Source organism: Leucobacter ruminantium (genome assembly GCF_017565705.1).
In the GTDB taxonomy this organism is placed as follows: Bacteria; Actinomycetota; Actinomycetes; order Actinomycetales; family Microbacteriaceae; genus Leucobacter; species Leucobacter ruminantium.
This window is the reverse complement of the sequence record NZ_JAGDYL010000001.1, coordinates 157,164-180,318: the sequence shown is the minus strand read 5'-3', so window position 1 is coordinate 180,318 and position 23,155 is coordinate 157,164. Positions and strand designations below refer to the sequence as shown.

At 70.1% G+C, this 23,155-nt stretch carries 22 protein-coding genes; 17 read left to right on the top strand and 5 right to left on the bottom strand.

Features of this window, described 5'->3' with window-relative positions; translation table 11 throughout:
* The first annotated feature begins 20 nt into the window (after positions 1 to 20).
* From J4H91_RS00835 to J4H91_RS00785, 11 genes are all read left to right on the top strand, one after another.
* Complete coding sequence (locus tag J4H91_RS00835; protein WP_208044349.1) at positions 21 to 1,070, top strand: hypothetical protein; 1,050 nt, start codon at positions 21 to 23, stop codon at positions 1,068 to 1,070.
* 96 nt (positions 1,071 to 1,166) lie between these two features.
* Positions 1,167 to 1,631: a hypothetical protein gene (locus tag J4H91_RS00830; protein WP_208044348.1), complete on the top strand. Its 465-nt coding sequence runs from the start codon at positions 1,167 to 1,169 to the stop codon at positions 1,629 to 1,631.
* Between the two features lie 78 nt (positions 1,632 to 1,709).
* Complete coding sequence (gene pgsA, locus J4H91_RS00825; RefSeq protein WP_208044347.1) at positions 1,710 to 2,306, top strand: CDP-diacylglycerol--glycerol-3-phosphate 3-phosphatidyltransferase; 597 nt, start codon at positions 1,710 to 1,712, stop codon at positions 2,304 to 2,306.
* On the top strand, positions 2,303 to 2,854 hold the full coding sequence (locus J4H91_RS00820; RefSeq protein ID WP_208044346.1) for a nicotinamide-nucleotide amidohydrolase family protein: 552 nt from the start codon (positions 2,303 to 2,305) through the stop codon (positions 2,852 to 2,854). The genes pgsA and J4H91_RS00820 overlap by 4 nt, the downstream gene beginning before the upstream one ends.
* Before the next feature lie 164 nt (positions 2,855 to 3,018).
* On the top strand, positions 3,019 to 3,327 hold the full coding sequence (locus J4H91_RS00815) for a helix-turn-helix domain-containing protein (protein WP_208044345.1): 309 nt from the start codon (positions 3,019 to 3,021) through the stop codon (positions 3,325 to 3,327).
* A 64-nt stretch (positions 3,328 to 3,391) separates the two neighbouring features.
* Positions 3,392 to 3,613, top strand: coding sequence for a DUF3046 domain-containing protein (locus J4H91_RS00810; RefSeq protein ID WP_208044344.1), 222 nt, complete (start codon positions 3,392 to 3,394; stop codon positions 3,611 to 3,613).
* 249 nt (positions 3,614 to 3,862) lie between these two features.
* The gene (gene recA / locus J4H91_RS00805; protein ID WP_208044343.1) at positions 3,863 to 4,948 is read left to right on the top strand and encodes a recombinase RecA; all 1,086 of its coding nucleotides are present in this window, start codon (positions 3,863 to 3,865) and stop codon (positions 4,946 to 4,948) included.
* A gap of 3 nt (positions 4,949 to 4,951) precedes the next feature.
* On the top strand, positions 4,952 to 5,824 hold the full coding sequence (locus J4H91_RS00800; protein ID WP_208044342.1) for a regulatory protein RecX: 873 nt from the start codon (positions 4,952 to 4,954) through the stop codon (positions 5,822 to 5,824).
* A 23-nt stretch (positions 5,825 to 5,847) separates the two neighbouring features.
* Positions 5,848 to 7,395, top strand: coding sequence for a tRNA (N6-isopentenyl adenosine(37)-C2)-methylthiotransferase MiaB (gene miaB, locus J4H91_RS00795; RefSeq protein WP_208044341.1), 1,548 nt, complete (start codon positions 5,848 to 5,850; stop codon positions 7,393 to 7,395).
* 1 nt (position 7,396) lies between these two features.
* The gene (gene miaA, locus J4H91_RS00790) at positions 7,397 to 8,335 is read left to right on the top strand and encodes a tRNA (adenosine(37)-N6)-dimethylallyltransferase MiaA (RefSeq protein WP_208044340.1); all 939 of its coding nucleotides are present in this window, start codon (positions 7,397 to 7,399) and stop codon (positions 8,333 to 8,335) included.
* A gap of 47 nt (positions 8,336 to 8,382) precedes the next feature.
* On the top strand, positions 8,383 to 9,084 hold the full coding sequence (locus tag J4H91_RS00785) for a FadR/GntR family transcriptional regulator (protein WP_208044339.1): 702 nt from the start codon (positions 8,383 to 8,385) through the stop codon (positions 9,082 to 9,084).
* Here J4H91_RS00785 and J4H91_RS00780 read toward each other — a convergent pair.
* Positions 9,042 to 10,175, bottom strand: coding sequence for an asparaginase (locus tag J4H91_RS00780; RefSeq protein ID WP_208044338.1), 1,134 nt, complete (start codon positions 10,173 to 10,175; stop codon positions 9,042 to 9,044). The two genes, J4H91_RS00785 and J4H91_RS00780, sit on opposite strands and share 43 nt — an antisense overlap.
* 195 nt (positions 10,176 to 10,370) lie before the next feature.
* On the opposite strand from J4H91_RS00780, the gene J4H91_RS00775 reads away from it, so the two are divergent.
* The gene (locus J4H91_RS00775; protein ID WP_208044337.1) at positions 10,371 to 11,783 is read left to right on the top strand and encodes a purine-cytosine permease family protein; all 1,413 of its coding nucleotides are present in this window, start codon (positions 10,371 to 10,373) and stop codon (positions 11,781 to 11,783) included.
* 73 nt (positions 11,784 to 11,856) lie between these two features.
* Here the strand turns inward: J4H91_RS00775 and J4H91_RS00770 are convergent, their stop codons facing one another.
* Complete coding sequence (locus J4H91_RS00770) at positions 11,857 to 13,188, bottom strand: aspartate aminotransferase family protein (RefSeq protein WP_208044336.1); 1,332 nt, start codon at positions 13,186 to 13,188, stop codon at positions 11,857 to 11,859.
* Between the two features lie 19 nt (positions 13,189 to 13,207).
* Positions 13,208 to 14,188, bottom strand: coding sequence for a polysaccharide deacetylase family protein (locus tag J4H91_RS00765; RefSeq protein WP_208044335.1), 981 nt, complete (start codon positions 14,186 to 14,188; stop codon positions 13,208 to 13,210).
* Between the two features lie 279 nt (positions 14,189 to 14,467).
* Here J4H91_RS00765 and dapF point away from each other — a divergent pair, with 279 nt between their 5' ends.
* Positions 14,468 to 15,343: a diaminopimelate epimerase gene (dapF, locus tag J4H91_RS00760; protein ID WP_208044334.1), complete on the top strand. Its 876-nt coding sequence runs from the start codon at positions 14,468 to 14,470 to the stop codon at positions 15,341 to 15,343.
* On the opposite strand, the gene J4H91_RS00755 is transcribed toward dapF, so the two are convergent.
* Together J4H91_RS00755 and J4H91_RS00750 are read right to left on the bottom strand one after the other, a co-directional pair.
* Positions 15,316 to 15,825 (bottom strand): P-loop nucleotide/nucleoside kinase family protein, encoded by a 510-nt coding sequence (locus J4H91_RS00755; protein ID WP_208044333.1) that lies wholly within the window; start codon positions 15,823 to 15,825, stop codon positions 15,316 to 15,318. The genes dapF and J4H91_RS00755 overlap by 28 nt on opposite strands.
* Before the next feature lie 6 nt (positions 15,826 to 15,831).
* A complete protein-coding gene (locus J4H91_RS00750) occupies positions 15,832 to 16,458 on the bottom strand; it encodes a class I SAM-dependent methyltransferase (RefSeq protein WP_341783373.1) in 627 nt (208 codons plus the stop codon).
* A 368-nt stretch (positions 16,459 to 16,826) separates the two neighbouring features.
* Here J4H91_RS00750 and hflX point away from each other — a divergent pair, with 368 nt between their 5' ends.
* The 4 genes from hflX (at position 16,827) to J4H91_RS00730 (ending at position 23,101) form a co-directional block, all read left to right on the top strand.
* Complete coding sequence (gene hflX / locus J4H91_RS00745; RefSeq protein WP_208044576.1) at positions 16,827 to 18,422, top strand: GTPase HflX; 1,596 nt, start codon at positions 16,827 to 16,829, stop codon at positions 18,420 to 18,422.
* A gap of 190 nt (positions 18,423 to 18,612) precedes the next feature.
* Complete coding sequence (metE, locus tag J4H91_RS00740; RefSeq protein WP_208044331.1) at positions 18,613 to 20,967, top strand: 5-methyltetrahydropteroyltriglutamate--homocysteine S-methyltransferase; 2,355 nt, start codon at positions 18,613 to 18,615, stop codon at positions 20,965 to 20,967.
* Positions 20,964 to 22,196, top strand: coding sequence for a uroporphyrinogen decarboxylase/cobalamine-independent methonine synthase family protein (locus tag J4H91_RS00735; RefSeq protein ID WP_341783372.1), 1,233 nt, complete (start codon positions 20,964 to 20,966; stop codon positions 22,194 to 22,196). The genes metE and J4H91_RS00735 overlap by 4 nt, the downstream gene beginning before the upstream one ends.
* A complete protein-coding gene (locus J4H91_RS00730; protein WP_208044330.1) occupies positions 22,193 to 23,101 on the top strand; it encodes a methylenetetrahydrofolate reductase in 909 nt (302 codons plus the stop codon). Before J4H91_RS00735 ends, J4H91_RS00730 begins: the two co-directional genes overlap by 4 nt.
* Positions 23,102 to 23,155: the final 54 nt, after the last annotated feature.

The following is a 23,155-nucleotide window of genomic DNA, read 5'->3' as shown; positions in this document are numbered from 1 at the left end:
AGATGCACGAGGAGGCTGCGATGAGCGGGACATGGACGGACGGTCGGCACGCGGGCGGCACCGAGGAGCAGGCGCCGATGTCGGGGCACCGGGTGCCCGTCTGGGCGTGGTGGCTCGTGCTCGGCATCACGCTGCTGGTACTCGGCGGCGTCGCGGCGATCATCTGGGCGGACGCCAACTCCGGCGACTCCTCGAATGCCCGTGCCGCTGCCGAGGCCTACCTCGACGCGGTCGAGGCCGGTGACGCCGAGGAAGCGAACGGACACGCCCGTGTCGATACGCGGAGCCGGCAGACCGAGTTGCTGCGATCTGACGTGCTGGAGGAGGCCGACGAACGCATCTCGGATGTCGATCTCGGCCGGCTGCGCGTGGATTCCGAGCGCGGCAGCGCGTGGGGCGCCGTCGAGTACCGGCTCGACGGACGGCGCTACAGCGACCGTCTCGAGCTCGCACGGGACTCCGACGGCTGGTACGTTCGCGACGGCCTGACCATCGAGCTGCCGTTCGACTGGAGCGGCGAAGGCGGCCCGTTCGCACTGGCCGGATTCGACGAGGTGCTGAGCGGTGCGGAGAGCCTCGAGGTCTATCCGGCCGTCTACGGCATCGAAGCGCCGAACGAGTTCTTCGAGGTCGTGGGCGACGGGCGCATGGTGGCCGCGCCCGAGAGCACGGACCTGTTCGGGGACTACGAGCGGGCCCCCGAGCACGGCGTGTGGACGCGGCCCACCGACGCCTACTGGGACGAGATGCGGACCCGGGTGGCCGAGTGGTACGACGACTGCGCCGAGAAGGGCACCGCGGCCGAACTGCGCAGTTGCGGCATCGAGATCGACGTGCCGCTCTCGGCGGTGGCAGCAGAACTCGACGTCGAGGTGGTGCGCGAGCCCGGCATCATCGAGGGCTACGGCTGGCAGACGTTCGAGGTCGATACGGACGGCGAGTTCCTGGCGCGGCCGAAGACGGACGACGGGGGCGCGAGCGAGCTGAGTGGACGCAATTCCTACGCCGAAGCCTCCGTCGAGATCTCGTCGGACGGTGAAATGCGCGTCGAGGTCACGCCCTACTACTAGACCGCCGTAATCGCGCTCCGGGACTCGCCGCCGGGCGATCGCCATGATTCTCGAGCGCCGCAGCGAATAGGGCAGGGAGCGAACGTGGGAGGCGACGTGAGGAACACGATTCGAATCGGTGCGGCGGGTGTTTCCGCCGCGCTGGCGGTGGCGCTGTCCGGCTGCGCCGCACAGGTGGACACCGCATCCTTCGAGCAGCGCCTGGAGCGGCTTCCGGAGCTCAACGGAGCCCTGGTCGAAGTTCAGCACCCCGGACTGCCGACGAACACGCAGGTGAGCGTCTGGGCCTTCACCGACGCGCTCGACGTGCCGTCGTCCGCGGTTGCGGTGCGCGATATCGCGAAGGCGATCCGGGATGAGCCGTCCGTCGGTCGCCACTCGGTGCTCGTCTCGATCGTTCCCGGCGAACCCGCCGACTACCCGACGCGCGGAGACGCGGTCCGTGCCGCGGCCCCGATCATGCACGTGGTCGCCGAGCAGCTGGGCCTGCCCGAATCGGACGACGAGATGCTGGTGCTCGACCGCCACGCGGTCGGACTCCTCACCGGTACGGTCGGCTAGGGGCGGCTCTCCGCCCTCCCTCGCCAGTGCGGCCGCCCGCTTGAGCGGCCGCGGACCCCGCTCCGCTAGGCTGCTGGCATGACGTCCACGGAGTCGGCCGCCCGCCCCAGCAACTGGAACGCCCCGAACATCATCACGGGCGCCCGCATCGTCGCGACCCCGTTCTTCCTGTGGATGCTGCTCGCCGATGGCGGCGAGAACGGGCCGTGGCGTTGGGCGGCCGCGGTCTTCTTCGTGGTCGCGATCGCGACGGACGCCTGGGACGGCTATCTGGCGCGATCCCGCAACCTCATCACCGACCTCGGCAAGCTGCTCGACCCGATCGCCGACAAAGCGCTGACGGGGGCCGCGCTCGTCGGCCTGTCGATCCTCGGCGAACTGCCGTGGTGGGTGACCGTCGTCGTCCTGGTCCGAGAGATCGGCATCACCGTCCACCGCCTCATGATCGTGCACGACGTGGTGGTCGCGGCCGCGTGGATGGGCAAGCTCAAGACCGTCGCGCAGTCGGTCGCGATCACGCTGGGGCTGCTGCCCCTCGCGAGCGTTCTCGGCCCGGCCGCCCCCGTGGCCTACTGGGCGAACGTCGTGACGATGTCGATCGCCGTCGCGCTCACGATCCTGAGCGGTATCGACTACATCATCGCCTTCGCGAGGAACCGCAGGGTGCAGCGGTGAGCGGTGCCGCGGCGGCCGGAGGGCGAGGTGTCCCGGAACTCGCCGCGCTGCTCGTCGAGCGGGCCGCCGGTCTCGGCCTGCGGCTTGCCGTCGCCGAGTCGCTGACGGGCGGTCTGCTCGCCGCGAGCATCGTCTCGGTGCCGGGTGCCTCGCGCGTCTTCTCCGGGGGGATCGTCGCCTACGACACCGCGCTGAAGCGCTCGCTGCTCGGGGTGGACGCGGCCCTGCTGCGCGAGCGCGGACCGGTCGATGCGGATGTCGCCGCTCAGATGGCGGCGGGTGTGCGGGAAGCCTGCGCCGTGCCGCTGGGGGAGGGAACGCCCGCGCCCGCGGATCTGGGCATCTCGACCACGGGTGTGGCGGGACCCGATCCCGACCCGCAGACCGGGCAGCCGGCGGGCACCGTATGGATCGGTGCGAGCGGGCGGCACGGAGAGCGGACGCTCCTGCTGCCTGGGCTCGCCGGACTCGATCGGCCCACGATCCGCGAGGCGGCGGTGCGCGCGGCGCTCGAGCTCGCCGTGAGCGAGTGCGGATCCCTAACTTGAGTCGACTGCGCTCAAGTTCAGTGAAGTCTCAGGAATGCCCAGGCTATTCTCGTGGTTACTTCCAGTGACACCCACCAGACTGGTGGGGAGTCCTCGCCGATGGGGAAACATCTTCGGCGGGTATGGTGGATGCACGGGATGTGCGAGTGGTGAAGGAGGGTCGCATGGTGCTGATGCGTCAGGAGATCGGCGACGTCTTGCGTGATTTCCGTCAGCAGAAGGGGCGCACGCTGCGCCAGGTCGCCGGTGACGCCAGCGTCGCGCTCGGCTACCTCAGCGAAGTCGAGCGCGGTCAGAAGGAGGCGTCCAGCGAGATTCTCGCCGCGGTCGCCGATGCGCTCGACACGCCGCTCTCGGTGATCATGGGCGAGGTGAGCGAACGGCTCGCCGTGATCGAGGGGCTGTCGCTTCCGGTGCCCGACACGGTGCCGGCGGAGCTCGTCAGCGGATACGCGCCAGAACTGGTGTCGTGATCGTTCGAATCGGGGCGCCCGGGCCGACGGCTCGGGCGCTTCTTCGTTGCCCGAGGGGAATCGTATGCGTCTGAGCGAGTTCCAGCGCGCCTGCGCCGAGGAGTTCGGGGCCGACTACGCCCGGGTGCTGATCAGGGACCACTGGTTGGCGGCCTTCGGTGGAACCGCGCAGGAGGCGCTCGACTCCGGCGCGCCCGCCCGCGATGTGTGGGAGGCGCTCTGCGTCGAACTGGGTGTTCCGCCGGCTCGGCGTCATGGCCGCGGGCTCATCGATCCTCGCGAATAGGCGAGGGATCGAGAGCGCATGAAGCGCGTGTGGCGTGTTGCGTTCGAAGATGTGTTCGAATGGTGCTATCTTCGTCCACAGGCAGGTTGATGCAGTTTCTCATCCACATTTCCACTCTCCGGCCGCGAATGTCGGTGGTGCGATCTAGGGTGTGATGCATCACCCGCCGATGCCTTGTCCGCCCTCGGGTCAGGACAGCCGGTAGGCAGCAACCCAGCGGCGCAGCCGCGCGAACGAAGGAGCAGGACAATGGCCGCAGCCAAGGACCGCGAGAAGGCACTCGAAGCCGCACTCGCGCAGATCGACAAGAACTTCGGCAAGGGCGCGATCATGCGCATGGGCAGCCAGGAGCGGGCGCCGGTCGAGGTGATTCCGACGGGATCGGTGGCGCTCGACGTCGCGCTCGGCATCGGCGGCCTGCCCCGCGGTCGCATCATCGAGATCTACGGCCCCGAGTCGTCGGGCAAGACGACGCTGACCCTGCACGCGATCGCGAACGCGCAGCGCGCCGGCGGCATCGCCGCGTTCATCGACGCCGAGCACGCGCTCGACCCCGAATACGCGAAGAAGCTCGGCGTCGACATCGACGCGCTGCTCGTGGCCCAGCCCGACACGGGCGAGCAGGCTCTCGAGATCGCGGACATGCTGATTCGCTCTGGCTCCGTGGATCTCGTGGTCATCGACTCGGTGGCGGCGCTCGTGCCCAAGGCCGAGATCGACGGCGATATGGGCGACAGCCATGTCGGTCTGCAGGCGCGTCTGATGTCGCAGGCGCTCCGCAAGATCACCGGCAGCCTGAACGCCACCAAGACCACCTGCATCTTCATCAATCAGCTGCGCGAGAAGGTCGGCGTGTTCTTCGGCAGCCCTGAGACCACCTCCGGTGGCAAGGCCCTCAAGTTCTACGCCTCGGTGCGTCTCGACATCCGTCGCATCCAGACCCTGAAAGACGGCACGGACGCGGTGGGCAACCGCACCCGAGTGAAGGTCGTCAAGAACAAGATGGCGCCGCCCTTCAAGCAGGCGGAGTTCGACATCCTCTACGGTGTCGGCATTTCGCGCGAGGGATCGCTGATCGACTACGGCGTGGAGCAGGGGCTCATCAAGAAGAGCGGCGCCTGGTTCACCTACGACGGCGATCAGCTGGGGCAGGGCATGGAGAATGCGCGTCGCTTCCTGCTGAACAACCCCGACGTCGCGGCGGAGATCGAGGAGAAGATCCTCACGAAGCTCGGCGTGAACGGGCGCAGCGAGGAGTCGCCTGCGGAGGCGGAGGGGGCCGAGAAGGCGTCGGTCGCGCCCGTCGCCATGGACTCGAAGCGCGCGAGCGCCTGACCCGTGGCCGTCCGGTTCCTGCCGCCGCCGGAGGAGCGCAGCGGCGCGGTCTCCGAGGACCGCGCCGATCTCGCCGAGGTGATCGAGCTGCGTTCCCTGCTCTCCCAGCGCGGGTGGGGAGGTGCGAGTCCGGCGGACGCCGCCGCACCGAGCGGCGACGCAGCGTCGGAAGAAGGCGAGGGCTACGAAGCTGCTGGGGCGTCGGAAGGCGCCGACGCATCTGAAGAATATGCTGGGAGATCGGAATGCGTTGGGATGTCGGAAGGTGCCGAGGCCGACTGGGTCGAGCCGGACGACGGCGACTTCGAAAGCGTCGAAGCGTCTGACTCGCCGTTCGAGACTCGGCTCGAAGCGTGTCGGCAGGACGGCGTGAAACTGCTCGCGCGGCGCGCGCGGTCGAGCGGTGAACTCCGCGACGAGCTGGGGAGGCTCCACGAGACCGACATCGTCGAAGGCGTCGTCGCCGAGTTCGAGCAGAGCCTCTATCTCGACGACACGGGTCTCGCCCGTGCCCTGACCGAGAAGCTGCGCGAGACGAAGCGGGCCAGCAGGTCGCAGATCCGCCTCAAGCTCCGCGAGCGCCGTCTTCCCGACGCAGTCATCGAGGCCGCCATCGGAGAACTCGACACCGACGAGGAATACGAACTGCTGCGCGAAGCGGCGTCCGAGCGGGCGCGCAAGCTCGGCGGGCTCGACCGGCAGACCGCCGAGCGCCGGCTCCTGGGCTTCCTCGCGCGGCGCGGCTGGTCGGGCGAACCTGCGATGCGCGCTGTGCGCGAGGCGTTCGACGGCGCCGGCTCCCGCGGAGGGGCGGGCGGCTCCGGGGGAGGGCGTCGTTCGAACGGCCCGGGTGGCTCCGGCGTCCGGTTCCGCTGAGCGCCGCCGGTAGAATTGCCGCCATGAGTGCCGCAACCGCAGACCCCATCGCGATCGCTCCTTCCCCCGCCGCCTTCGGGCCGAACGGCAGCCCCCGCAGCTACGCCGTGCGCACCCTCGGGTGTCAGATGAACGTGCACGACTCCGAGCGCATGTCGGGATCCCTCGAGGCCGCAGGCTATGTCGCTGCCGAGAACGCCGAAGACGCCGATGTGATCGTGATCAACACCTGTGCGGTGCGCGAGAACGCCGCGAACAAGCTCTACGGCAACCTCGGTCGACTCGCGGGCGTGAAGCGGGAGCGCGAGGGCATGCAGATCGCGGTCGGCGGCTGCCTGGCGCAGAAGGACCAGGGCGAGATCATCGAGAAGGCCCCCTGGGTCGACGTGGTCTTCGGCACGCATAACATGGGCTCGCTGCCCACGCTCCTCGAGCGCGCGCGCCACAACGCCGAAGCGCAGGTCGAGATCCTCGAAGCGCTCGAAGTCTTCCCTTCGACGCTTCCCACCAAGCGCGACTCCGCGTCGAGCGGCTGGGTCTCGATCTCGGTGGGCTGCAACAACACCTGCACCTTCTGCATCGTCCCCTCGCTGCGCGGCAAGGAGAAGGACCGCAGACCGGGCGACATCCTCGCCGAGGTGCAGGCGCTCGTCGACGACGGCGCCGTCGAAGTCACCCTGCTCGGACAGAATGTCAACACCTACGGCGTCGAGTTCGGCGACCGTCAGGCCTTCGGCAAGCTGCTGCGCGCGATGGGCGAGATCGAGGGTCTCGAACGCGTGCGCTTCACGAGCCCGCACCCCGCGGCCTTCACCGACGACGTCATCGCCGCCATGGCCGAGACGCCGAACGTCATGCCCTCGCTGCACATGCCGCTGCAATCGGGCTCCGACACCGTGCTCAAGGCCATGCGGCGCTCCTACCGTTCGAAGCGCTTCCTCGGCATCCTCGACCGTGTGCGCGAGCAGATTCCCGACGCGGCCATCACTACCGACATCATCGTCGGCTTCCCCGGCGAGACCGAGGAGGACTTCGAGGACACCCTGCGGGTGGTCGAGCAGTCCCGCTTCTCGAGCGCGTTCACCTTCCAGTACTCCATCCGTCCAGGCACACCCGCCGCGGAGATGGACGGCCAACTGCCCAAGGAGATCGTGCAGCGTCGCTACGACCGCCTCATCGAGCTGCAGGAGCGCATCTCGCTCGAGGAGAACCACGCGCAGATCGGCCGGGAAGTCGAGGTGCTGGTCTCCGTGGGGGAGGGTAAGAAGGACGCCGCCACCCTGCGTCTCTCCGGCCGAGCCGAGGACAACCGGCTCGTGCACTTCACGGTGCCCGATTCCGCCGAGTCGCCCCGGCCCGGCGACGTCGTCACGGTTCGCGTGACGGGGGCCGCCCCGCACTTCCTCATCGCCGACGACGCCGCGGCCTACACCGTGAGGCGCACCCGCGCAGGCGACGCGTGGGATCGCAGGCAGGCGGAGAGCTGCGGCGTGCCCGCGTCGCCCGCGTCCACCGCCCCCCGCGCCGTCGGGCTCGGCATGCCGACCGTGCGCACCAGCGCCGACGGCTGACGTGGACCGGCACACGCAGGCGAGTTCCGCCGACGCGCGGCTCTGGGCGATCGTCGGTGCGACGGGCACCGGGAAGTCGGCGTTGTCCCTCGACCTCGCCGAAGAGCTCGTCGCCGCGGGCCGGCGCGTCGAGATCGTGAACGCCGATGCCATGCAGCTCTACCGGGGCATGGACATCGGCACCGCCAAGCTGGCCCCGGATGAGCGGCGCGGGATCCCTCACCACCTCTTCGACGTGCTCGAACCGGGCGAGGAGGGCGCCGTCGCCTGGTACCAGGCACTCGCGCGCTCGATGATCGATCAGCTCACCGCAGGCGGATCCGACGTCATCCTGGTGGGGGGCTCGGGTCTGTACGTGTCCAGCGTGCTCTTCGACTTCCGGTTCCCGCCCCGAGACGATGCGCTGCGCGCCGAACTCGAGGCTGAGCTCGAGCGGCGCGGCGTGGAGCCTCTGCTCGAACGCCTGCGATCCCTCGCTCCGAAGACTGCGGACGCCGTCGACGCCCGGAACCCTCGCCGCGTGGTGCGCGCCCTCGAGGTGCTGCTGCTCGGAGGCGACCCGCAGGTCGTGCTGCCGCAGGAGCCGACCCTGTGGCGAGCCGACACGAGCATCCTCGGCGTGCGCTGCGCGCGCTCCGCCCTCGTCGAACGCCTCGACAGGAGGGTCGAGCGCATGTGGGCGGACGGGCTGCTCGACGAGGTGCGGGAGCTGATCCCTCGCGGCCTGGCGCAGGGCAGGACCGCGAGCCGCGCCATCGGCTACGCGCAGGCACTCGCGCAGCTCGAGGGGCGCATGACCGAGGCGGAGGCGATCGCCGAGACCCAGGCGCTCACGCGGCGCTACGCGCGGCGTCAGGTCAGCTGGTTCAAGCGCTACCCGGGCGCCCGGTGGTTCGACGGGCCCGAGCTCTCCGCGCCGGAGGAGTCGACGGCGGGCTGAAGGATCGTCGCGCCCTCCGGTGCGGTGTTTGGTGGCATAGTAGAGGGATGGTCGCTCGGCAAGACTGGTTCGCGGTGCGGCGGGCCCTGCCTCGTGTCAACGCCGCCGAGGCGATTCTCGCCGACATTCAGGAGGGCATCCGCGAGGGATCCCTCGGCGTGGGTTCCCGGCTGCCCTCCGAGACCTCCCTCGCCGAGCACTACGGCGTCAGCCGGCCCGTGGTGCGCGAGGCGCTGCGGTCGGCCCAGGCACTGGGGCTGACGCGCACCCGCAGCGGGAGCGGCACCTACGTCGTCTCCGACACGCTCCGCCCTCCGCAGAGGTTCGGCAACTACACCACTCGGGATCTCATGGAGGCCCGGCCCGCGATCGAGGTCCCTGCCGCCGGGCTCGCGGCCGCTCGCCGCAGCGAGGAGCAGGCCGCGGAACTGCTCGATATCTGCGTGAGCATGGAGCACGAGTTCCAGGCGCAGGCCTGGGTGCGCCTCGACTCGCTGTTCCACGCCCGGATCGCCGCCGCATCGGGGAACGCGGTGTTCTCCTCCGTCGTGGCCGACACCCGCGAGGCCCTCTCGCAGCAGTCGGAGATCATCAACCTCGTCGCGCACCGGCGAGAGCCGTCGAACGTCGAGCATCGCGAGATCGCCGAGGCGATTCTCGCGGAGGATCCGGATCGGGCCTCGCGCGCGATGCAGGCGCACCTCGATTACGTCGAAGCCGTCGTCCGCCCGCTGATCGAGGGGGAGTGAGCGAGGGCCGCGACATCGGTCGCCGGCCCGCGACTGCTCTCTCCTCTCGTCGGTAGCTGCTCTCCGACGAGGTTCGTCTCGAAGATCCTGCGCCGGGCAGATCCCTCGAGCCCGAGCGCGGCGAGCACGCCGAGCTTGGCGAGTGCTGCGTCCGCGGTGAGGTCTGAACCGCTCCAGGCGCCGGCGCGCTGAAGCGCGGCTCCCAGGGCGTAGCGTTCGAGTCTCACCTCCCCGGTATGGCACTGAGTGAGCGCGACCACTGGGATCCCTCGCCGGCACGCATCGGAGACCGCGTCGTAGAGACCGGGTGTGCTCATGGGTGCGGTTCCTGCTCCGTAGCACTCCAGGACGAGGCCGTCGGGATAGAGACGGGCGGCGGCCTCGATGAGTTCGGGAGCGAAGCCGGGAAAGACCCGCAGAAGGCCGACGGAGGGGGTGGCGCGTTGCGGTGCTCCGGGAACGGAGCGACCGATCCGCGCCAGCCGGTCGAGATCGGCGCCGTGGAGTCGGAGCGCCCTGGCCCCCCGAGCCCCCGGGGTGAGCGGGCGGAGCGCAGCGAACGCCTCATCGGCATCGCTCGATCGTTTGATCGCCCGCACGGCCGGGATCACTGAGCCCCCGAAGGCGAGACGCACCCCCGGGGTGCGCGTCTGCGCCTCTCGGCAGGCGGCGGCGAAGTTGCCCGGTGCGTCTGAGCCGACCTCGTTCACCGACCTCTGGGCTCCCGTGAAGACGATCGGGAAAGGAAGATCGATGAGGGCGAAGGCGGCGACCGCGGCCGTGTAGGCGAGTGTGTCCGTGCCGTGCACGACGACCATCCCGGTCGTCTGATCGGCGTGCGCGCGGATGAGCGAGGCCACCGAAAGCGCGTGCGCGAGATCGGCATCGGCGCTGTCGATGATGCGCTCCAATTGCAGGTAGCGCCACTCGGCGGCACTCGCCGTCGGGGGGATGAGCGCGGCGAGAGCATCCTCGAGATTCGGCTCGACCTCGAGGCCTCCGCCGAGGTCGCGCATGCCGAACGTGCCGCCCGTGTACAGCACGAACGGTGCTCGCGTCTCGGCTCGGATCGTGTCTTCAGCTGGAGTCATCGTGGGTTCTCTCTCGGTCGTCTCGGGTGAGCACGTGCGGTCGAGTCATGTTACCAACTTGTAAACCTGCTAGACAGGTTCGGTCGAAATGACATAGCCTGGTTCGCGAAGCGGGCAGACGCCTCGCGCCGGGCCGTCCCTGCGCGGGCCCTGTGCTTCCCCGCGTCCACGTTCCACAACGGAGAGGAAGAGCGCATGAGCGCGACAACTGAGGTCGGTCCGCACGAGAGACCGGCGGTCGACGAGACCAATGAGGAGTACATGCTCGAGCGGGTGCCGCAGAAGGCGCGCCGCTCGTGGTGGTCGCAGTTCGTCATCTGGGTGGGCTTCGGGTATGTTCCGACCGGGCTCATCGTCGGCGGTCAGCTGGCAGGCAGCGCCGATGGCGGCGGCATGCCTTTCGGCGACGCGATGCTCACCGTGGTGATCGGCCAGGGCGTGCTGCTGCTCCTCACTTTCGCCCTCGGGTTCGCGGCGATGAAGACCGGCCTCAACCTGTCGCTCATCTCACGCTTCTCCTACGGCACCAGGGGAATGATCCTCCCCATGATCATCATGGGCCTGCTGACGCTCGGCTGGTTCGCATCGATCGTGGGCATGGTCGGCGACATCTTCAACGCTGCGTTCGGCAGCTTCACGGGCATCACCATCTTCAACGGACTCAGCCTCGAGTTCGTGATCTTCTCCCTGATCTGGGGTGCGATCTTCACCTGGTCGGCGTGGAAGGGCATCGTCGCGCTGGAGCGGATCTCCGCCCCGGCGGCTCCGTTCGTGCTGATCGTCGCCATCATCGCGGCCATCATGATGACCTCGGAGTTCGGCGGCTTCGGCAACGTCCTCGCGGAGGGGGCCACGAGGTCGGGAACCTCGATCGGGACGGGCGTGACGCTGATCATCGGTGCCTGGATCGCCGGCGTGATCATGGGCGTGGATATCTTCCGCTTCGCGAAGACCGCGGCCCATGTCTTCATCGGCGCGGGCGCCTGCTTCATCCTGACGAACCCCCTGCTCAACATCGTCGGTTACACGGGCTCCATCGCCACCGGCGATGCGAACTTCATCTCATGGATGGTCACCAAGGGCATCGTCTTCGCGATCCTCGGCGTGATTCTCTGGGTGGTCGCGCTCTGGACCACCAACATGTCCGAGCTCTACTGCAACGCCCTGTACATCGGCCCCGCCATCAACGCGATGGGGGCGAAGGTCTCGCGCACGAAGATCGTCATCATCGTGGGCGCCATCGGCAGTGTTCTCGGCGCGTTCGGGTTCTACTCGTTCTTCTTCGCCGACTTCATCACCGTGCTCGGTGCGGCGTTCGTGCCCCTGGCCGGTCCGATCCTCGCAGACTTCTTCGTCGTGCGTCGTCGGGAGTACACCACGGCGAACGTCGACGAGCTGCCGAAGGTGCGCTGGCCGGGCATCGTCTCGTTCCTGGTCGGTGCCGTGCTCGGCATCGTCTTCCAGTACTGGGTGCCGCTTCCGGGCGATTTCCCCGCTGGCCTCGGTGCGCTCATCATCACCTTCGCGGTGCACATCTTGCTCTCGAAGCTGATGGCGGCTCGTCCGGAGCAGCAGCTGATCGAATCGGTCGACGCCGGGATGCGCTGATCCCTCTCTCTCAGCGGCGAGCCCCTGCCCCGGAACGATCCGGGGCAGGGGCTCGCTGCGCTCGGTGCAGGAGTCACCAGCCGGAGTACGGCGCGACCTCCTCATCGGAGACGAGGCCGTCGGCGACATCGCAGATCGCCTGATCGATCACCGTGACGGCGCGATCGATCTCCTCCTCCTCGATGACGAGCGGCGGTGTGATCTCGAGCACGTTCGCCCCGACGGAGAACACCGTGACGCCGAGCTGCCACATCCGGTAGACGACCTTCCTGGTGAACTCGGGGGCGATGCCGTTCGACGCGCGATCCTTCACGAGTTCCAGCCCGATGCAGAGCCCGTGCCCGCGCACGTCGCCGATGTAGCGCGCGCTGCGCCCGTCCTGCGAACCGCCGCCGGACTGCAGTTCGCGCAGTCGGCCCATGAAGTGTTCGCCCAGTCGCGCGGCCCGCGCTGCATAGCCGTGCTCGACGAGTTCGTCGAGCACGGCGAGCGCCGCTGCGGAGCACACCGAGTTGCCCGCCATCGTCAGCAGGGCCGAGGCAGGCGGTGCGTCGAGCACCCAGGCCGGTCCCACGGCAGCGCCGATCGGCAGCCCCCCTCCGAGCGACTTGCCGAAGCACACGATGTCGGGAGTGACTCCCTCGTGGTCGTAGGCGTGCATGAGTCCCGGGCGGGCAAGCCCCATCTTCACCTCGTCGACCATGAGCAGCGTGCCGGTGCTCTGCACCAGATCCGCCAGGCGCGACAGGAAGCCCTCCGGCGGAACGACGAACCCGCCATCCGACAGGATCGGTTCGACGGCGACGATCGCGACGTCGCCGCAGGCGAGCGCCTCCTCGACCAGGCGCAGCGAGTCGTCCACCGAGGCCTCGACTGTTCCGGCGTGAGGGCGGAACGGGTTCGGGTAGGGTACGAAGACCGCTCCGGGATCGGGCTCGGCCCCGCCCTCCACGAGCACTCCCGAGACCGATTGCGCCAGGCCGAAGCCGCCGTGGTAGGAGTGCTGGAACGCGACGACGCGCGGCTTCCCGGTCGCCTGGCGGGCGCATCGCAGGGCGACGTCGCAGGCGTCCGAGCCGGCGTGCCCGATGTAGACGCGCCGGTCGCCGCTTCCCGGGACCAGTTCGAGCAGCCGCTCGGCCAGCAGCACGGCGTTCTCGTGCATGATCGACAGTCCGGATCCCGGTTGGCCGCCGAGCGCCTGCCGAACGGCCTCGGCGACCCGGGGGTGCCCGTATCCGAGGCCGGCCGCCGTCCACGTCGCCGTGAGATCGATGTACTCGCGACCGTCGAGATCGGTGAGCTTCGCGCCGGAGCCCGAACGCATCGTGGCCGGGTAGAAGCGGAGCTTCTCGACGCCTGCCACCGCGGCCGCGTCGCGGCGGATCAGTTCCTCATGCTGCATGGGTCGCCGTCCATCCCGCTCAGCTGTTCGGCCGCTCCGCCGGAGACGCGGGTCGCGGGACCTGCTCGATGAACTGCTCGGCGATATCGATCCGGCGCATGAAGGCGACGCCCTCCTGCTGCTGGGCCCAGGCGATGAACTCGGCCAAGCCGTGGGCTCGGGCCGGGTTGCCGGTGATGCGGGGGTGGAGACCGATCGACATCATGCGGCCGCATTCGTCTCCGTCGTCGAGCAGCTGCAGAACGGTTCGCTTGGCCACGTCGACGAAGTCGGTGGGGGAGCCGAAGCCCGTTCCCATGATGTAGCGGCAGTCGTTGACGGCGAGCGAGTAGGGGACCACCAGGTGGGACTCGCCCTCGACGAAGGTCCAATAGGGCAGGTCGTCGCCGTAGTAGTCGGAGTCGTAGAGGAAACGGCCGTCCTGCACGAGCAGTTCACGGGTGTTCACCGACATCTCGCGGCAGTACCACCCACGAGGGGTGAGGCCCATGCGGTCGAACGACTCCATCGCGAGGGCGATGAGCTCGCGCTCCTCTTCGCGCGAGTACTCGTAGTGATCGATCCAGCGGTAGCCGTGGCCGACGAGCTCGTCACCGCGCTCACGGATCTTCTCTGCGACTCGCGGGTTGCGCTCGAGCGCGACGGCCGCGCCGAAGACCGTGATCGGGATGTCGTAGCGGTCGAAGGTGCGGAAGAGACGCCAGATGCCGGCGCGGGAACCGTACTCGTACATCGACTCCTTGGCGAGGTCACGCTGGTCATCGACGTCGAAGGGGAGTTCGTACATGCCGTCGTTGCGGCCGTCGCCCATGGCGAACGTCAGTTCCGATCCCTCCTCGTAGTTGATGACGATGTTGATGGCGACCTTCGCTCCGCCCTCCCAGCGGATGACCGGCGGTTTCTCGCCGTATCCCTGAATCTCGCGGTCCGGCCCGGGAACTCCCGGGATGTCGTCGTTGCGGTACCAGTGGTTCTTCGCTACCTGCTGGGGGTCGGGCATGTCTGGTTTCCCTTCGGATCGGTGGATTGGGAGGGGCGCCCTCGGAAGGGGAGGGACGGGGCGTGGATGCGCGGGGCCGGAACAGAGCGGCTGAGGGATCCGGGCGAGCGCTGAGCGGAGAGGAAGCAGTCTCGTGCTCCGAGGAGGCCGGCCGTGTCGCTGCGCGCCATGGTTCTCCTTCGAACTCGGATTATCTGTCAACCTGCTAGACAGATATAGATGCTACAGGGCTGGTAGGCCGGACACAATCGTCCCGCGACCGGTCAGTACACTGGAGTGATGACCTCGCTCGCATTCACCAAGGGCCACGGCACGGGCAACGACTTCGTGCTCTTCACCGACCCCGAGGGCGAGCTGAGTCTGAGCCCCGAGCAGATCCGCTTCCTCTGCGACCGCCGCTTCGGCGTCGGCGCAGATGGAGTGATCCGCGCGGTCCGCTCGCGCGCCATTCCCGAGGGCGAGGCGATCCTCGCGGAGGAGCCCGAGGCCGAGTGGTTCATGGACTACTGGAACGCCGACGGCACCCCCGCCGAGATGTGCGGCAACGGCGTGCGCGTCTACGCCCACTACCTGATCACCGAGGGGCTCGTCTCTCCCGAGCGCCGCGACACTCTGCCCATCGGCACGCGGGCCGGGGTGAAGGACGTGCTGGCCGGCGCGTCGGGCTACACGGTCGATCTCGGCAGGTGGCGCCTCGCACCCGAGCGCCTCGTCGCCGCGCACGGTCTCGACGTCGCGCGGCCGGGTCTCGGTATCGACCTCGGCAACCCGCACATCGTCGCCGCCCTCGCCCACGTCGGCGAGCTCGACGGCCTCGACCTGCACAGCGCGCCCGCGCTCGATCCGATCCCTGCGGAGGGGGCCAACGTCGAGTTCGTCGTGCCCGAGGAGCCGCTCGTGAAAGACGGCGTCGCGCGCATCCGCATGCGGGTGCACGAGCGCGGCGTCGGCGAGACGCTCTCCTGCGGCACCGGCACGGCGGCGGCGGCGCTCGCCTTCCGGCACTGGGGCGGCGAGGGCATGCCGAACCACTGGCGGGTCGACGTGCCGGGCGGTCGCCTGGCCGTCCGCATGTTCCCGACCGAGGAGGGCGAGCACGTCTCGCTCTCGGGGCCGGCCGAGCTCGTCTACCGCGGGGAGATCGAGCTGCCGTAGGGCTCGCGGATCACTTCGAGCGGCCCCTCGTCGGGCGTGGGCGGCTCGAACCTCTCGAAGTACTCGGTCGCCGTCTGCTCGGTGAGCGGCCAGTCGTCGGCCCACCTGCCGTGCCGCTCACCGACCCGGCTCACGATCGTCTCGAGACTCGTCGCGAGGTAGACGGTCTCGGGCACGATCCCTCGGGGCGCGAGCAGGGCGCGGAAGTCGTCGCGTTGCCGCCGGAACCAGAACCCGAAGTCGAGGACGACATCGTTCCCCTCGGCGACCCCGCGCAGCAGGCGCGCCCGCAGGTCCGCCGCCACCTCGGCGAACGCGTCGGGGGAGGGCAGCCCCGTGATTCCCCGCTCCCAGAACTCCACCTCGAACGACAGGCGCGTCCATCCCTCGCGTTCCAGGCGCTTGGCGTAGGTGGTCTTGCCTGCACCGGCCGGCCCGCACATCATCACGACGCGGGGTACTGGAATCCGGCTCGCCTCCATCGTGCCCTAGGCTCGCGGCGCCCGCGCCTCGATGACGTGAAAGCCCTTGTCGCGGGCAGCGCGCGACACCTCGAGTTCGGGGAACTCGGCGGCGATCCAGCGCTGCAGCGAGTCGGCCCCGAGGTGCTTGGCGACGACGAGGTAGGCCGCGCCGCCGGGCAGGAGCCGGGGCAGCCACTCCCGCAGGATCCCGTGCAGCACCTCCTTGCCCACTCGAATCGGTGGGTTCGAACGGATCTCGGCGAACGCGAGGCCGGGCGGCACCTCCTCGGGTGCGGCCACGCGCACGTTCCCGAGCTCCAGCCGCGCGGCGTTGCGCGCGGTGAGCTCGCGGGAGCGCTCGTTGACGTCGACCGCCCACACCTCTCGGCCGGGGTGCTCGAGCGCCGCGGCGAGCGCGATCGGCCCCCAGCCGCAGCCGATGTCGAGGATCGGCCCCTCGGGCCCCGCGTCTTCGAGCTGCGAGGGATCCGGCAGCTCGCGCAGCAGCACCGCGGTTCCTCGATCGAGGCCGTCGGGGCTGAACACGCCGCCTGCCGTAAGCACCGATCTCGGCGATCCCGCGAGGAGGGTCTCGATCTCCCGCGGCCTGAACTCGCCCTCGGGCGACTCGGAGAAGTAGTGCTGGTTCACGCAGTCCAGTATTCCAGCCGCGAGCATGAAGACGGTTCCGCGGATTCCTTCCACCCGCGCCCACCGCCGCGAGCCCTCATCAGCGCGAGTCCCCTCGGGCTCGAATCCGGCAGCTCATTCGGATCCGGCAGCTCATTCGGATCGGATCGGCCGTCTGCGTCCGAATGAGCTACCAGATCCGAGCGAGGGATCGACCCGCTCCACCGCACGAGTCACCGCACGGGTGCGCACCGGAGGAATCGCGGGAGCGAGGGATCCAACCGACGGCAGCGCTCGCCCGAGCGCTGTGGGCGAACACGGATGCCCTGGCGCCGCGCCCGACGTACACTGGAGGCCAGATGACACAACGCTTCTCAGACGATGCAGACATGCGGGGCGGCTCCGAGGCCGACCGCACCCCCGAACTCGACGCCGAGTCGGAAGAGACGACCGCGACGGGTGCCGACCCGCTCGAGCGGCTGCTTGCCCGTGCGGCCGGCTCCGGCTCGGCTACCGTGCTGCGCGACCCCGATGACGGCCGCGTCAGCAACCTCACCGGCGGCGCGCAGGCGCTCGGCGACGAGGCCCATGACCGGCTCGCGGAAGACCTCGAAGCCATCCGCATGGAGCGCGAGGACCGCGCATCCCTCAAGCGCGTCGTCGGTCTCTCGACCGAGCTCGAAGACGTCACCGAGGTCGAGTACCGCCAGCTGCGGCTAGAGAACGTGGTGCTCGTCGGCGTGTACTCGGGCTCGGGCCAGCAGGGGCTGGAGGAGGCGGAGAACTCGCTGCGCGAGCTCGCGGCCCTCGCCGAGACCGCGGGCGCACGCGTGCTCGACGGACTGCTGCAGCGGCGCGCCAACCCCGACCCCGCGACCTACCTCGGCAAGGGCAAGGCGCAGGAGCTCGCCGAGCTCGTCGCCGCCGTCGGCGCCGACACCGTGATCGCCGACACCGAGCTCGCCCCGAGCCAGCGGCGCGCCCTCGAGGACGTCGTGAAGGTGAAGGTGATCGACCGCACCGCGGTGATCCTCGACATCTTCAGCCAGCATGCGAAGAGCCGCGAGGGCAAGGCGCAGGTCGAGCTCGCGCAGCTCGAATACCTGCTGCCCCGCCTGCGCGGCTGGGGCGAGTCGATGTCGCGTCAGGCCGGCGGTCAGGTCGGTTCGGGCGGGGCCGGCATGGGCTCGCGCGGCCCCGGCGAGACGAAGATGGAGCTGGATCGCCGCAAGATCCACACGCGCATGGCGAAGCTGCGCAAGCAGATCGCGGGCTTCGCGCCCGCGCGCGAGGCGAAGCGCGCCAACCGCAAGCGCGGCGAGGTGCCGTCGGTCGCGATCGCCGGATACACGAACGCGGGCAAGTCGAGTCTGCTCAACCGGCTGACGGGCACGCAGGAGCTCGTGCAGAACCAGCTCTTCGCCACGCTCGACACGGCCGTGCGCCACGCCGAGACCGACGACGGACGCAGCTTCACCTACGCCGATACGGTCGGCTTCGTGCGCAACCTGCCGCACCAGCTGGTCGAGGCGTTCCGGTCGACGTTCGAGGAAGTCGGTGAGGCCGATGTGATCCTCCACGTCGTGGACGGTTCCCACCCCGACCCCGAGGCGCAGCTGAGCACGGTGCGCGACGTGATCGCGGAGGTGGACGCGCAGGGCATTCCCGAACTCGTCGCCTTCAACAAGTCGGATCTCATCGACGAGTCGCAGCGTCTCGTGCTGCACGGTCTCGTGCCCGACGCGGTCTTCGTCTCCGCACGCACCGGCGAGGGCGTCGAGGAGCTGAAGCGGCGCATCGACGCCGCGCTGCCCGTTCCCGACCGCGAGGTCACGGCGGTGATCCCGTACGATCGGGGCGAGCTCGTCGCCGAGATGCACGAGCGCAATCGCGTGCTCGACACGGAGTACGTCGAGGAGGGCACCCGGGTGCGGGCCTATGTGACGGCCGAGATGCTCGCGAAGCTGGAACCCTTCGTCGCCTAAGGAGCGCGGCGCGGCTTCGCTCGCCGGTCGGCGAGAGGCGCGTGCCCGCCGGCCGACGGGTCGGGACGTCACACTTCGTCATTCATACGGCGCAACATAGGGGCGTGTCCGGGAGGGATCCGGTTACGTTGTGGGGAGCCCGGCACCGCGCCGGGCTCGCCCCGCACGCACTCCGAGTCGAAGGACACGCATGACCGCCGCAACGACGCCCCTGCCCAACGCCACGATCCTCGGCTATCCCCGGATCGGCCGCCGTCGCGAACTGAAGCGCGCGGTCGAGTCCTATTGGAAGGGCGCGACGAGCGAGGCCGAGCTGCGAGCCACCGCGGCCGAGCTGCGCACCGCGACCCGGGCCCGTCTCGTCGAGCTCGGCCTGCCGGCGCTCGGGGGAGCGGTGCCCGAGAGCTTCAGCTTCTACGACCAGGTGCTCGACGCGACGCTCGCGCTCGGCGCGATCCCTCACCGCTTCGCCGATGTCGCCGCGCGCGAGGGCGCGAGCGACCTCGACGTCTACTTCGCGCTCGCCCGAGGAGATGAGAACCACCAGCCGCTCGAGATGACGAAGTGGTTCGACACGAACTACCACTACAGCGTTCCCGAGATCGACGAGCGCACGCCGTTCGCCGCGAACGCGGCCGCCCTGGTCGAGCAGGTCGCCGAGGCGCGGGCGCAGGGCGTCGACTCGCGCCCCGTGCTCGTGGGTCCCGTCACCTACCTGCTGCTCGCCAAGGCGTCCGACGAGGCCGGCGGGGGTTTCAAGCCGATCGATCGACTCGACGAGGTCGTTGCGGTCTACGCCGAGCTGCTGAGCGCGCTCGCCGCAGCCGGCGCCGCCTGGGTGCAGCTGGACGAGCCCGCGCTCATCTCCGACTCGCTGCCGACCACCCGCGACGAGACCCTCGCGCTCGTCGAGCGCGCCTACCGCGAGCTCGGCTCCGCCGCCGAGCGGCCCGCCATCCTGCTCACCGCACCCTACGGCGACTCCTCGAGGGTGCTCGCGCGCCTCGGCGCGCTGCCCGCCGAGGCGGTGCAGGCCGACCTGGTGCGCGGAGCACTCCCCGAGGGATCCCTCGCGGACGGCTCGCTCGCCCGCGCCTTCGAGGGCACCCAGCTCGTCGCGGGCGTCGTCGACGGCCGCAACATCTGGCGCACCGATCTTCGGACCGCGTTCGCGCGGGTCGAGGAGCTGCAGCGGGCCGGCATCGCCGCGGTGGTCGGCACCTCGAACAACCTGCAGCACGTGCCGCACGACGTGGCCGACGAGTCGAAGCTCGACGCGCGCTTGAAGTCGTGGCTCGCCTTCGCCGATCAGAAGGTCGAGCAGGCGGTGGTGCTCGCGCGCGGTCTCGCTGAGGGCGCAGCCGCCATCGAGGACGAACTCGCTGCCTCCGAGCGCGTGCTCGCCGACCGCGCTGCCGCTCCCGGCGTGCGCGTCGACGCGATCCGCGCCAGGACGGCGGCCGTAGGCGGCGCCGATCGCTCCCGCGTCTCCGAGGGGGAGCGGCGCGAGGCTCAGCGATCGCTCGGCATCCCGCAACTCGCCACCACGACCATCGGCTCCTTCCCGCAAACCGGCGAGATTCGCAGGGCCCGCGCGGCATTCACCCGCGGGGAGATCGACCGGCAGGCCTACGACGGGTTCCTGCGCGAGGAGATCGAGCGCGTGATCCGGCTGCAGGAGGAGATCGGCCTCGACATCCTGGTGCACGGCGAGGCCGAGCGCAACGACATGGTGCAGTACTTCGCGGAGCACCTCGACGGCTTCGCCGTGACCGAGCACGGCTGGGTGCAGTCGTACGGCACCCGCGCCACCCGCCCGTCGATCCTGTGGGGCGACGTCTCGCGGCCCGCGCCCATCACCGTCGAGTGGTCGGCCTATGCGCAGTCGCTCACCGACCGCATCGTGAAGGGCATGCTCACCGGTCCCGTCACGATCCTCGCCTGGTCGTTCGTGCGCGACGACCAGCCGCTCGCCGACACCGCGGCGCAGGTCGCGCTCGCGCTGCGCGACGAGATCGACGACCTCGTCGACGCGGGCATCAGGATCGTGCAGGTCGACGAGCCCGCGCTGCGCGAGCTGCTGCCGCTCGACGCGGATCGCCAGGCGGCCTACCTCGACTGGTCGGTCGGGGCCTTCCGCCTCGCCACGGGCGGTGCCTCCCCGGAGGTCCAGATCCACACGCACCTCTGCTATTCGGAGTTCGGCGAGATCATCGACGCGGTCGACGGCCTCGACGCCGACGTCACCTCGATCGAGGCGGCGCGCAGCCGCATGGACGTCGTCGAGCCGCTCGGGGAGCACGGATATTCGCGAGGGATCGGCCCCGGCGTGTACGACATCCACTCGCCTCGTGTGCCGAGCGTCGAGGAGCAGGCCGAGCTCATCCGCATCGCGGCCTCGCGCATCCCGGGCGAGCAGCTGTGGGTGAACCCCGACTGCGGGCTCAAGACCCGCGGCTACGAGGAGACCGTGGCGAGCCTCACGAACCTTGTGCGGGCGGCGCGGACGGTGCGCGAGTCGGCGCTCGCGACCTCGGGCCGGTGACGGCGACCGCGGCGGCCTGGCCGGCCGGCGGGCTCCCCACCGAGCCCGTCGGCTCCCTGCCGAGGCCGACGAGGCTGCAGCGCGTCGTGCTCGACGCCTCGACCGGACTCGCATCCCACAAGGAGCTGCGGGCCGAGCAGGAACTCGCGGTGCGCGACACGCTCGCGCGCTTCGCCGAGACCGGCTCGCCCATCGTCACCGACGGCGAGCAGCGCAGGCAGAGCTTCGCGAGCTACCCGCTCGGCACCTCCTCCGACGGCATCGCGGAGCCGGGGCCGGTGTTCGCGGTGTTCGCGGACGGTCATCACCGCGTGATCCCGAGCCTCGCCCGCGGCCCGTTCGAGTTCCGGGCGTGGGCGGCGGAGGACGTGGCGGCGGCCCGATCCCTCACCGATCTGCCGCTGAAGCAGGCGGTGATCTCGCCGTCGATGCTCTCGCTCATGGTGCCAGAGGCGGGGCTCGGCGACTACACGCGCGTCGAGTTCCTGGACGACGTGATCGCCGGCTGCGCCGAGGACATCCGCCGCTGCTTCGCCGCGGGCGCCGCGCGCGTGACCATCGACTTCACCGAGGGCCGTCTCGCCCTGCGTCGCGACCTGCGCGCCCCGTGGGCGGGCCCCGAAGCGCTCGGGGGATTCATCGAGCTCATCAACCGCGTGCTCGCACGGCTCACCGAGGCCGAGCGGGCCGCGGTGGGCGTGCACACCTGCCCGGGCAACGACAACGACTCGGCGCACAGTGCCGACGTCGACTACGCCGAGCTGATCCCCGAGCTGTTCCAGATCGAGGCGGGCTACTTCCTGGTGCAGGCGGCGAGCGAGAGGGATCCCGACCGCGTCGCGCGCCTGGTCGGGCGGCAGCTGCGGCACCTCTCCCGGAGCCGGGGCGACGCGCCGCGCGTGCTGCTCGGGGTCACGCAGCCGACGAGCCCCAAGCTCGAGACCGCGGAGGAGATCAGGGACCAGCTCGTGAGGGCGGCCCGCTTCATCCCCGCCGAGCTGCTGGGGTCCACCGACGACTGCGGGTTCTCCCCGTACCTGATCGACGAGAAGCCGCGGCACGGCTCGCCCGACTTCGCACGCGACGTCGCGTTCGCCAAGATCGCGGCGCGCGTGCGGGGCACGGCGCTCGCGAGCGATGAGCTCGGGGGCGGGGCCCCCGCGGTGCCGCTCTCGTACGCGGGCTACGGCGCGACCGGCGTCGCGGTGCCGAGGGAGACGGTCGCGTGAACGCACTGCTGCTGACGGGCAGCGCCCCCACACGCGCCCGCTTCTCGTTCGAGGTGTTCCCAGCGCGCACGGGCGCAGCCGCGCTCGCGCTCGGGCACGCGGCGCAGCACCTCTCAGCCGCCGGGCCCGACTTCATCTCGGTGACCTACGGCGCCAACGGCTCGAACCGCGACGCCTCGCTCGACCTCGTGCAATACCTCCGCGACCACACGGACGCACTGCCGCTCGCGCACCTCACGACCGTGGGAGAGACGCGCGACGCCGTGCGCGCCGCGATCCACGGCATCATGGACGCCGGTGTGCACGACTTCCTCGCGCTGCGCGGCGACCCTCCGCGCGGGCTCTCCGAGGACGACGCTGTCGTGGCGGAATCCCTCTCCTCGCTCGAACTCGTGCGCCTGATCACCGAGGCGCGCGCCGAGCGTCCGCCGTTCACGAGCGTCGGCCGCACGGCCGTCGCCGCCTACCCGAACGGCCACCCCCTCTCGCGCTCGCGTGCGGAGGACATCGACTGGCTCATCGCCAAGCAGGAGGCCGGCGCCCACTTCGCGGTCACGCAGCTCTTCTTCCGGGCGGAGGAGTACCTCTCCTTCGTCGCAGACGCGCGAGCCGCCGGCCTGACGATCCCGGTAGTCCCGGGTCTCATGCCGGCGTCGACGAGCGCGCAGCTGCGCAAGGTCGCATCGCTCGCAGGCCGGCCGGCGCCGGCCGAACTGGTGCGCGAGATGGACGAGTCGGGCGGTTTCGCGCCCGAGCTCGGGGTGGAGCACGTGGTCGGACTCGCACGCGAACTGCTCGACGGCGGCGCGCCCTCGATTCACCTCTACACCTTCAACCGTCACGAGCAGGTGCTCTCGGTGCTGCGCGAGCTGCAGCTGCTCACCCCCGACCCGGTCGCCGTGTAGGGGAGCGGTTTCCGCGCCTCCTCGTCGGTCGGCGAGGGATCCGGCTCCGCCGCG